Source organism: Chitinophaga ginsengisegetis (assembly GCF_900168065.1).
Lineage (GTDB): Bacteria > Bacteroidota > Bacteroidia > Chitinophagales > Chitinophagaceae > Chitinophaga > Chitinophaga ginsengisegetis.
In genome coordinates, this window is record NZ_FUZZ01000005.1 from 341916 (window position 1) to 354255 (window position 12340).

6 protein-coding genes are annotated in these 12340 nt (G+C 44.0%); 4 read left to right on the forward strand and 2 right to left on the reverse strand.

Translation table 11 applies throughout. The features are described from left to right. The first annotated feature begins 12 nt into the window (after positions 1-12). The 4 genes from B5Z18_RS27580 (at position 13) to B5Z18_RS27595 (ending at position 9779) form a co-directional block, all read left to right on the forward strand. Positions 13-1206 carry a hypothetical protein gene (locus tag B5Z18_RS27580; RefSeq protein WP_079472778.1) on the forward strand — a complete coding sequence of 398 codons (1194 nt, stop codon included), beginning with the start codon at positions 13-15 and terminating at the stop codon, positions 1204-1206. Positions 1207-1294: 88 nt separating this feature from the next. Next, on the forward strand, positions 1295-4858 hold the full coding sequence (locus B5Z18_RS27585) for a hypothetical protein (protein ID WP_079472779.1): 3564 nt from the start codon (positions 1295-1297) through the stop codon (positions 4856-4858). Between the two features lie 86 nt (positions 4859-4944). Beyond that, positions 4945-9384, forward strand: coding sequence for a DUF6443 domain-containing protein (locus tag B5Z18_RS27590; RefSeq protein ID WP_143313725.1), 4440 nt, complete (start codon positions 4945-4947; stop codon positions 9382-9384). Between the two features lie 5 nt (positions 9385-9389). After that, a complete protein-coding gene (locus tag B5Z18_RS27595; protein WP_079472781.1) occupies positions 9390-9779 on the forward strand; it encodes a hypothetical protein in 390 nt (129 codons plus the stop codon). A gap of 135 nt (positions 9780-9914) precedes the next feature. On the opposite strand, the gene B5Z18_RS27600 is transcribed toward B5Z18_RS27595, so the two are convergent. Next, positions 9915-10673: a M90 family metallopeptidase gene (locus tag B5Z18_RS27600; protein WP_200817385.1), complete on the reverse strand. Its 759-nt coding sequence runs from the start codon at positions 10671-10673 to the stop codon at positions 9915-9917. A gap of 29 nt (positions 10674-10702) precedes the next feature. Continuing rightward, a complete protein-coding gene (locus B5Z18_RS27605) occupies positions 10703-12322 on the reverse strand; it encodes a M28 family metallopeptidase (protein ID WP_235016039.1) in 1620 nt (539 codons plus the stop codon). Between the last annotated feature and the right edge of the window lie 18 nt (positions 12323-12340).

Consider the following 12340-nt stretch of genomic DNA (forward strand, 5'->3'; position numbering starts at 1 on the left):
AAACTATTCTGAATGCATTCTTTTTTTCGTCTGTACCGTTTGTTAACCAGTATCATTTTGATCATTTCCGGTTTAAGTGTAAAAGCGGCTCATGTAAGTGGACCGGGCGACTGGCTCGCAATGGGCAATACCAACGCCAATGTATCTCCCTACAACTTTTACTATTACAAAGTAGCTAAAATTAATAGTGATGCACATCGGTATGCTACCACCATCGAGTTGGATATAGAGGGAGATGCCAATGCCTATTATATGCAGGGTACCTATCGTATCCGTATCAACAAATATGAAAATACTACCGGGAGATTCGATGGATTGGAGATTCGCTCTATATCCGGTAATCCGTCCGCTGCCACTTTTTATGTTTTTAATGATGCTTTATGGGTAAGATCCAATTATCAATGGGGAAGTATTTATTATCGCACTATTGACTATCTGGCCACAAGCCCTATAAACTCAGCTCCTTTTGATCAGACCGTCATAGCCCCGGTAGGTTTTGTGGCAAGTACCAGCACTTATGGCCTGAAATGCGATTTTGATAATAATCAGTACTATCAATTGTCCTATGAAGATGTGCAGGGAAATACCACAAATATGGGGAAAATGGGAATAGGCACTGTGCCGGCATATGCGCTGCATACAGTTGCACAGGGTAATACAACTAGGGCATCTGCTTATTTATGGGGAGAAAACTATGGCGTGGCGGTCGGTACCTTGAATGCATCGGCTACCAATTATTCATTTGCCGTTTTAAATAATGCCAACATAGACGGGTCCGGCGCCACCGGCGGAGGTAAACCACTATTATATGTTAGAGGTGATGGTAATGTAGGTATAGGTACGAATGCTCCCCAGGCAAAACTGGCAGTGAAGGGAGATATTTTTGCCCAGAAAGTGAAGGTTACACAGAGTGGTTGGGCGGATTTTGTATTTCATCCGGATTATGAGTTGCCATCATTACAGGAGGTAGAACGCTTTATTAAGGTGAATAAGCATTTGCCGGAGATTCCTTCAGAGAAAGAAGTAGAGAAAGAAGGACTGGATGTAGGAGAGATGAATAAGAAGTTATTGCAGAAGATTGAAGAGCTGACGTTGTATATTATTGACCTGAAGAAAGAAAGTGTGGAACAACGGAGGGAGTTGGAGAAGTTGAAGGATAAGATTAAAAACGAAGCGAATAAACCCGCTGGAAAATATAATAGGTAAGTGAGCAAATTGTTTCTCACTTGAAGTTAAATATTCGTCCAACCATGTGTATATGACGATTTGTGTTTAAGTAAGTATATCTGAAATTATGAAATGGATTAATGGTATTTTCTTTTGTTTGGTTATCCTGTTAACCCGGGCGGAAGCTCAGACACTACCTTCTGTTACCTTTAAGACGCCAGAGGTGGCGGCATTTAACAGGTTTATCGAGACCCCGGTTTCCTATTATACTGGTGTTCCTAACATCAGTATTCCTTTGTATGAAATTAAAATAAAAGGTGTGACGGTTCCAATAACACTTGATTATCATGCGGGTGGTATAAGGGTGGATCAGGATGCTACATGGGTGGGACTCGGATGGAGCCTGAGTTATGGAGGAGAGATCTCCAGGAAAACCAAAGGAGCCCCAGATGAAAATTATTACTACACAGGTGGGATAAATAACAGAGGACTTACTATAGATGAGTTTAATAACCTCGCTATTGACGACGAGAGCCAGGCTCAGGTACGGCTGGAAAATATTACTGCAGCTAAGTATAACAGGAAGGATTATATGCCCGATGAGTTCTACTATAACATATTGGGAATGGGCGGGCGTTTTATGTACAGCCAGAAGCAAAATAAATTTATTCTATTTCCTAAGGAAGACATTCTTGTTGCGCAGTATGACAACAATAATACACTTAATGGAGCCATCAATCCATTCAATTACTGGAACCTGAAATTACCTGATGGTACAAGTGTGGATCTTGGAAAAGATGGTACTATTACTGATGATCCATTAAGTGTGACACCTGCCGGCGCATTCAAAAGCGCATGGAATGTAAAAACTATCAGAAATATATTTAATGACAGCATTAATTATACCTACGAGAAATTTAACTACATCAATTATCGCTTATCTGGTCTTAGAGTAAGTCTTTTTCAATCCTCGGTAGCAAGCGGAAATATGGGTAGAGATGGTTTTTATGACAACTTATCCAATAGTGCTTATTTGAGTGGAGTCCGGTATTATGATGCGAGACCAAGTTCAATTACTTATCCGGAAGGGAAAGTTGATTTCCTTACCACAAGCAGGAATGATGCGCCTTCGAGAGCTTTGAACGAAATAAATGTGACAAACCAGCAAGGTCAACTGATCAGGAAAATACGTTTCTATTACAGTTACTTTTATGCTGATGCCTTTGACAGGTACATCAATAATGAGAGTATATTCCCGTCTGAATATCGTTTTCAGCGATTGCGGCTTGACAGCATTGCTATAAGCGGAAGTGACAATACTGCGCCAGTGAAATACAAGTTCGATTATTATGTTTCCCAGGATATGCCATCCAAGTTTACCTATTCTCAGGATCATTGGGGCTTTTATAATGGAGCTGCCAATACTTCTCAGTATTCCTTTATACCGAATATTGCTCCGGACATATTTACCGGAGGAGATAGAAGTGTACATTCTTTAAAAGCCAATGTTTTTTCTATCAAGAGTATTACTTATCCGGAAGGAGGGAAAAGTGAATTTGTATATGAAGGTAACACTGCCGGTATATGGAATATGCCTGTGGAAACCTATCAGGATGATAACACTAATATTGCAGAAAAATCTGCGGCTATTGGAATCAGTAGCTATAGCAGGAGTACGTCATATCCATCGCCGGATTATGTAAATGGAAGTGGTGGACGTTGTTTTACAAAAACTTTTGTCGTTGAAAACGGCGTACAGCCGGCGATAGGATATGGCTGGGAATGTAGTACTAATTTTGGTATTTCTGACCTGGAGAAAGATATGCCTCCCAATGTTAACAATGTGAACTTTCTGTTGGAGAAACTGGATGCTGGAAGATATGTATCCGTACGGGAGTTCAATACTGCATACTATCAGGGATCAGTAGTGGTGCGCAAAGGGGAGGATAAACAACCTTTATCGCTCACACCAGGGAGTTATAAAATTACAGTGACGTTATCTTATGGTAATCAGCCTGGCTCTCCGCCTGATAATCAACCCTACAATCTCTCATTTATAGTGAAATGGAGGCAAGTTAATACTGGGTCTAATATGGTAAATGTGGGAGGTTTGCGCATAAAAGACATTAATTACTATGATAATGATGGCAAGTTGGCCAAAAAGAAAAGTTACACTTATTTAAATCCGTACGCCTATCCGGCAAACCCTAATTTCACTTCAGGCAGAGTAGTATCTTTTCCTCAATATTTTCAATATAACTTCAAGTATTATCCCCAAACAACAAGTTCAGGAGGAGGAATTCAAGCACAAATGCAATGGGGAATAAACTTTTACTCCAATTCTGTATTACCTCTGGAAACGACTTCTGGTTCCTATTGTGGATATGAATACGTAGATGAGTATACGGTCGATAATACTAATCCCGATAATAACCAACGGATTGGGTACAAATTTTCCTTCGCTATGCCCTACTTTAGTCAATATTATCAATACAACTATCATGGTATTATAGAACCACAAGAATGGACAAGAGGGAAATTGCTTGAAACAAAATATTATAAAGGCGATAAAGTCGTAAAAAAGGATTCAATCAGCTATTACGATTGGTCTCCGCATTTGAATGATATCTCAGAAGAAGATTACGTACAGGAGATTAATACAAATCTTATCAGCTTCCAGTATCTCAATTTTTTTAATCGTAATACAGCATTGCCGGAGGACTTTTATGATAATGCTCCCCCAAGTATTAATTACGATGACTATCCCAATTTTAACAGGGCTGCCGGGGGAGTTCATTGTGTAAAGTTTAACTTTGGTGCAGTCCCAAGCACAGTTGATTTCGCCTGGCCATATCTCCTTCTCTCATGTCAACCTTCTATTTATGTGAAAGTCCCGTATTTTACTCACAATACAGGCTTTAATAAGCCCAAAACAAAAACGGTTATCACTTTCGACGATGCGGGTAACAGTATTCAGGAAAATGAAGCGTACTACTATGAGAAAACGCCACTCCATTACCAGTTGACGCAAACAGCCATAATAAATAGTAAAAAAGATACCCTGAAACAAAAGAACCAGTATGCGGCAGACTTTGGATCTCTGCTTCCCTATTCTGCTATGGTACAGCGTAATATGGTAAATAGTGTTGTTTCTACATCCAGCTATAAGAATAGTACTTTTCTGCAGTCCTTGAAGGCAAACTATAAGGATTGGGGAAATAATATTTTTATGCCGGTTTCTTCAGAAACTCAGACGGCTGGATTTGCAACAGAGCAACGCATGAATTTTGAAGGCTACGACAGCAAAGGTAATTTGTTAGGTATGTCCCAATCTGGGGGTGTAACCACCGCCTATCTCTGGGGGTATAAGGGACTGTACCCGGTAGCCAGAATTGAAGGCGCAGATTACAACACAGTAAAGACATATATCACGCAAAGTATTCTTGATAACCCTCTCAGCGATCAACAATTGAGAGACGAAATAAATAACCTGAGAGCTAAGCTGCCAAATACACTGATCACTACCTATACTTATATGCCATCCATAGGTATTACAAGTGAAACCAGCCCTGCAAACAGAACAACATTTTATGAATATGATGGTTTGGGTCGCCTCAGATTAATTAAAGACCAAAATGGTAAAATTCTGAAGCAATTTGACTATCAATATCAAAAACCTATTAACCAATGATTTCATCCTTGATATCTATTTCAAAGCAGCATGGGATTTCTTATTATCCAAGGTTGGCTGGTATTGTAGCAGGTTTGTTTTCAGGTATGTTAACTGTAACAGCCCAAACTCCAAACACATCTACAAGACCTGTAGCTACACCTGTGCAAACTCCGGCTGCCTATACCAATCCACTCATCAACTACGTCCGTACCTGGGAACCAGCGTTGCCAACTACAGACACCGCATATGTGGCATCGGCCAGCCGGTCGGTTGCGGAAGTGAGGCAAACAACGGCCTATGTGGATGGTCTGGGAAGGCCATTGCAAACGGTAGCAAAAGCAATGAGCTTTGGTGGTAACGATATTGTATCTCCTGTAGTTTACGATCAATTTGGAAGAGAACAGACTAAATATCTGCCTTATGTTCCGCAGGGTGTGAAAGATGGCAAGTTTAAAACAGATCCATTTAACGCGCAGAAAAGTTTCTACCAGACACAGGTTCCCGGCGCCAGTGGAGAAAGTGTTTATTATAGTCGTGTTGATTATGAAGCATCGCCTTTGAACCGGGTGCTGAAAACCTATGCCCCTGGCAACAGCTGGGCAAAGAACGATCCTTCGACGGTGGAAAGGGGAGGAAACCACCCGGTGGAAAACCAATACCTGATAAATGCCGCGACAGATTCAGTGCGCATCTGGGACTTCGCTGCCGGAGCTATTATTCCTACCAGTGCAGCAGGCCGCATATATGCAGCCGGCCAGCTGTATAAAAATATATCAATCGATGAAGCAGGTGGTCAGGTAGTTGAATACAAAGATAAAGAAGGTAAGGTTCTGCTTAAAAAAGTACAACTGGGTACAAATCCTGGTACTGGTCATATGGGCTGGTTATGCACCTATTATGCCTATGATGATCTGGGTAACCTGCGTTTTGTAATACCTCCCAAAGCAGTGGAAGCCATTATCAGTAACTGGACAATCAGTACAGCCATCGCAGCCGAACTCTGTTTTATCTATCGTTATGATGGTCGCAACCGTATGATCGTAAAAAAAGTACCCGGCGCCGACTCCACAGAAATGGTCTATGATGTACGCGACAGGTTGGCTTTTTCCCGGGATGGCAATATGAAGGGTGAAAGCTGGCTGGTGACTTTCTATGATGGGCTGAATCGTCCTACAATGACAGCCCTCTACAACGTTGCCACCGACCGGGCCATATTGCAGGCAACTATGAATACGGCAACCAGCAATACGCAAAGCCTGTCGTATAACTTTCCGGGAACAGCGGACCTGGTACTGGCGTTTCATAATGGGAGTAACTCCTACGTGGCTACCAACAGTATTACTCTTACAGATGGTTTTGACACCGGAACAGGAACGGAGGTGATCGCAGAGATCAATACCGCAGCCAGTAATGGTACCGCCAGTGTTACTGTTACTAATCCGCTGCCTAATATACCCATCAGTGCACTAACACCGCTGACTTACACCTTTTACGAGAGTTATGGATTTGCCGGTAAGCAAAACTACGCTAGTACAGATATTACTAAACCGCAAGCCGGTAGTAACTTAAATGCAGAAGCGCTACCTGCCACTGCCAGCACTATGATAAAAGGGCTGGTTACTGGCACTAAAGTAAAAGTGCTGGATACCGACCAATGGCTGACCACCACCAACTATTACAACGACAAAGGACGACTGATCCAGACGATATCGGACAATGTCAGCAGAGGGCAGGACGTGACCACTAACCTGTATGATTTTAATGGAAAGCTGTTAAGCACTTATCTCAGTCATAGGAATCAGCGCAGTGGTACCCGTCCTCAAACGGACGTACTAACTATGTTGACATACGATGCCGGCGGGCGTCTGCTTAGCATCAAAAAGAAGCTGAATAATGACGCGGATCTGGAAAGGACAATAGCCGTAAATGAGTATGATGAGCTTGGTCAGCTAAAGAAAAAGCGTTTAGGTATAAACGGAACCGGCGCTCCGGTGGAAACGTTAAATTACGACTACAATATCCGGGGCTGGCTAAAGGGAATTAACAAGGATTTTATTCCTGCAGCCGGAAGCATAACAAACTGGTTTGGGCAGGAGCTTAGTTATGATTACGGTTTCACCGCCTCTCAATTCAATGGAAACATTGCAGGCGCGAAATGGAAAAGCCGCAGTAATGGAATTGCCCGCGCCTATGGATACAGTTATGATAAGGGTAATCGCCTGACGGGGGCACAGTTTACTCAGCAAAACACGGGCAGTACCAACTGGACTGATAATCTGGCAAATTTCTCTGTAAGCGGACTGTCGTATGATGCCAACGGTAATATCCTGTACATGAACCAGAAAGGGTTAAATGGCGCCGTAGTGCAAACCATTGACAGCTTAAAGTATGGTTATGTTGCAGGTAGTAATAAACTATCATTTGTAACAGACAGGAAAAACAACACACAAAGCCAGCTGGGCGATTTTAAAGAGATCAATAACAATGAAACAGCGGATTATATTTATGATGTCAATGGTAATCTCACTAAAGACGCCAATAAGAATATAGCCGCTATTCGTTATAACCATCTCAATCTGCCGGATAGTATAGCTATTACCGGTAAGGGCCTCATCAAATATCAATATGACGCTGCCGGGAATAAACTAAGAAAGATAGTTGTAGATAATACCCTTACCCCGGCCAAAACTACCACGACGGATTATATTAACGGTTTTGTTTACCAGAATGATACCCTGCAGTTTTTGGCTCATGAGGAAGGGCGGGTGCGTGCTGTTTTTGAATCGGGCCAACCACTTGCATTTGCATACGATTACTTCGTAAAGGATCATCTCGGAAATGTACGGATGGTGTTGACAGAGCAAACAGATCTTTCGATGTATGCAGCCACAATGGAAACATCCGCGGCAGCAACAGAAACTGCTTTGTTCAGTAATATTGATAACACCCGTTCAGCTAAACCTGCAGGGTATCCATCAGATGAGAGTGCGGGGACTAACGCTTCTGTGTCAAAATTGACAGCAGCCAATGGTGGTAAGAAAATAGGTCCTTCCCTTGTACTGAGGGTCATGGCTGGAGATACGATCCAGATTGGTGCAAAAGCCTTCTATAAATCCACGGGGCCTCAAAATAAGAATACCCCAACAGCGCCCGCAGAAAGTATGCTGGCGGACCTGGTGCAGGTATTTAATGGTAGCACTTCTGCAGACGGCACTCACGGTGTGGCATCCTCTGAACAGGCAACGCCGTTTAACAGCAGTTTCTATAATAATGATTACCAGCGTCTGAAGGAAAAGGAACCTGATCAGCAAAACGTTGACCGACCCAAAGCGTACCTTAATTTTGTTTTGTTTGACGATCAGTTTAAATTAGTAGACGGGAATAGTGGAGTGAAGCAGGTAAAGGCAGAACCGGATCAGCTACAAACATTGGCCCAGGATAAAATGGTGATGGAGAAGAGTGGGTTCCTGTATGTTTACACAAGTAACGAAAGTCCGCAGGATGTGTTCTTTGATAATGTAGTAGTAGCGCAGGCGAGTGGGCCGTTGTTGGAGGAAACGCATTATTATCCGTTTGGGTTGACGATGGCGGGGATTAGTTCCAATGCGTTGAAGGGTGCCAATTATCCTGAAAACCGCAAGAAATATAATGGGATAGAATTTACGGAAGATCTGGATCTTGATATATATGATGCGCAGTTGAGGAATCTAGATCCGCAGATAGGCAGGTGGAACCAGATAGATCCGAAGATTGAAAAGATGGAGATGTGGAGTCCATATGTATCTAACTATGATAATCCGATTAGGTATAATGACTTTCTGGGAGATGAACCTGGTGGTCCAGGAGATCCAGAAACATGGAATACAAGTAGTAGTGGCTATGATATTCTGAAAGGAGGACTGGAAATTAAAGCGGGTATCAAGAATTTAATATCATCCGTAGTTAGTCAGTTGACTTCTGTAAATGGTATGGGGCCCCGAACTGTTTACAGTGTAACGGAAGGAATGAATGATAATGGAGGAAGAACAGCAGAGATAACAAGTTCCGTTGTTTTTGACAAGGATGCAGGAAGTCGGTTTTTGAATTGGGAGGTAGGTAAAGGAGCCGTTAATTTAGCGTCATTAACCCCAGCGGGGAAAATTGGTGCACTAAATACGCCTATGTTGGCTGCGGAAGCGGGCGGGCCAACTGTGGCTAATGAGGGTATAAAATTAGCAGAGCAAGCATCTTATACATTAACTAAGCATGGAGAATTAACTAATGGAGTATATACAGTATCACAAGAGGCAATGAAGAAACATGTATTTGGTGGTGTTGAAGGGAAAAGTGTGTTTTACCCAACAGTGAATGCTAACGAAACGGTATTAAAAGCGGCAGAGCATGCAGATGCAGCAGGGTTATGGAATGCGCAAGGTAAAGCTAAGGTTCAGGTTCTAAATACCAATGTAGGCATACTAGGTAGTGGAGAGCCAACAAACTTTATTAATATCTACAGGAAAATAAATGGGCTTATTCATGGATCTCCGGGCACTCCGGTAAAATAGGTATTATGAAAGATATCACACATAGTATAGAAAAGGCAATCAGTCAGGATGTATTGTGGCGACAAGGCTTTTCCAACATAATTAAGAAATTGGAGAATAATGGATATATTATATCTTTTTGGGAAAATGAGGAAAATTGGGCCTCCATTCTTTTGGGAGATGAGATTATTGGCTATATGTGGGAAAAGTATCCGTTGGTGTTTATTAAGTCTCAACATTCTGATTCTATAAAGAGTCTTTTAAGTGAAGGGCAGCCAATAGTTTTTATAGATGCCAATGAAATGACAGAGAAAGTATTTATAATTAATTACGAGGCGTTAAAGGATTATATTGATTATGGATTACCTGATGATGGGTTTTCTGCAGAAGACTTTTGGTTTGTTACAAATACATAACATAAAATGAAAGAGCCGCAAGCGTAGATACTTGCGGCTCTTTCATTTTGTCATAGGGCAGAGAGAAGCCGCGGGTATCGCCCGCGGCTTCTCTGTTTATCGTGAAGAGCCGTTTGCGACTCTTCTATAAGAGACTCACCCCTTCCCCGCAGGGTCCTGCCTGAATATCCGCACCAGCATCCCATACAACTCCGGGTGCTTCTCCGCCAATAAATCCGGCCGCTCAAAAAAGTATTCTGATATCACCGCAAAAAACTCCGCTTCATTCATGGCGCCATAAGGATTTATATCCGTATGCCCCTCTGAAATCTGCTGAATCGTTTGATGCACCAGTTTCATCCACGGAATGCTATAGCTGTGATCCAGTAATTTACTGGGGAAGCCATCTATGGAGCCATCGGTTTTATCAAGGAGGTGTACAAATTCATGAATGGCGGTATTGTTTTTATCGGTTACATTGGAGAACCCTTCCCGCAGCGCGGAGCGGGAGAGGATCATTTGTCCGTTCAGTGCACCGGTGCCTACCATGCCGAGGATGTTGCGGCGATTGCCTTCATACTGGTAAGTTTCGTCGAAGGTATCGGGGTAAAGGATTACGTTGGTAAGATTGAAGTATTCCCAGTCTTTGAATCCAAAGATGGGGATGATGGCGCTGGCGGCTACCAGCACGCGGTCCAGCGGTTCTACTTCGGTGCCTACGCCTTCTATGCTGGTTCTTTTAAGGAAGCGTTGCAGCATGCTTTCAAAGCGCGTTTTCTCTGCGGGTTGCAGCTGCTGGTAGTAGCGTACATGCTCTTCTAACAACGACTGGTACCCTTCGGGTACCGCCGTTTTCTTCCCTTTCCTGCGACCGTACATATTCTGGAAGTACAGGAACAGGATAAGTCCTATCATTATCAATCCGAATAAAACCATGTCTGTAGTTATTTTCTGTATGCTTTAAACTCTGAACCTTTCTTCCATGCAGGGAAACTGCTTTCATTGCTGAGGTGGTAGCCCACGTCGAACAGGAGGCGGATATCTTCTACCATGCCGTCCATGTTCCAGGTGGCGGCGTCAAATTCATCGGCAGGGGAGTGGTAACGCAAACGGTTATACGCAGCGGTCTGTTCTTTTCCCCAGCCGGCTTCATGCCCTATGGCGTCGTTACCCGGACCGATATACAACCCCGGCACGCCTTTTTTAGCGAAGTTGAAATGGTCGGAGCGGAAAAACCAGCCACCTTCAGGATTGGCTTCAGGAACGGTGATACGGCCCTGCTTTTTAGCGGCGCGCAGCGCGTATTCATCCAGCTCAGACTGACCGAAACCAATAACAGTGATATCACGGGTACGGCCAAACGTATTGAGTACATCCAGGTTGATATCTGCTACGGTTTTCTCCATCGGGAACACGGGATGTGCGGCGTAGTATTCCGATCCCAGCAGCCCTTGTTCTTCGCCGGTAACGGAAAGGAACAGGAGGGAGCGGGCCGGTGGCTGCGGCAGCTTAGTGAAGGCAGTGGCCAGTTCCAGCAGTCCTGCGGTGCCGGTGGCATTGTCTACGGCGCCGTTGTATATGGAGTCTCCTTTAACGGGCTCGCCTATACCAAAATGATCCCAGTGGGCTGAATATACTACGCATTCCTGCGGACGTTTAGCGCCTGGCAGTATTGCCAGCACATTATGGGAGGTAGATTTTTTGATAGTATTATTTATAACGAGAGATGTATTTAAGTGGAGGTCTACGGGCTTGAAACCTTTTGTCCTGGCCTGCTGCATAATATCGGGCGATACGCCGGCCAGCTGAAAGATTTTCTTTGCGGCGTCCAGTGTGATCCATCCTTCCAGTGCGGTACGATGCATATTGTTATTAGCGGTTTGCAGGTGCAGCTTGGAGTTGGACCAGCCACTGCGCACTACCTTCCACGGATAGCTGGCGGCGGCAGTTTCATGGATGATGATCACGCCGGTGGCGCCCTGCCGCGATGCCTCTTCAAATTTATAGGTCCAGCGACCGTAGTAGCTCATGATGCGGCCTTTAAACAGGGTGCTGTCGGCAAAGCCGGGGTCGTTGATCATCACGATTACAGTCTTGCCTTTTACATCCAGCCCCTTATAATCGTTCCAGTTATATTCGGGTGCTACAATGCCATAGCCGGCAAACACCAGTTCGCTGGTGGGAATGGTTACCTGCTCCTGTACGCGGCGGGTGGCGGCTACAAAGTCTTCGAGGTACTGCAGTGATACTTCGCCGCCAGCGCCTTTTATGACCAGGTTACCGGCGGGTTTGGAACTGATAGACACCATCGGCACTTCCTGGAAATAGCTGTTGCCATTACCAGGCTTTAATCCCAGCTGCTTAAACTGTGCCGCCAGGTATTGAATGGAGCTGTCTTCTCCGCGGGTAAAGGGTTTGCGGCCCTCAAAAGCGTCGGATGCAAGTACGCTGATGTGCCGGGCGAAATCTGCCGGGTTAATAGCTTTGATGGCCGCTGAATCCTGCGCCTTCAGCCCGATACCGGGTAAAAGCGCTGTGAGGGCCAGTATGATAGGTACTTTCAATGTTTTACGGTTTATTCA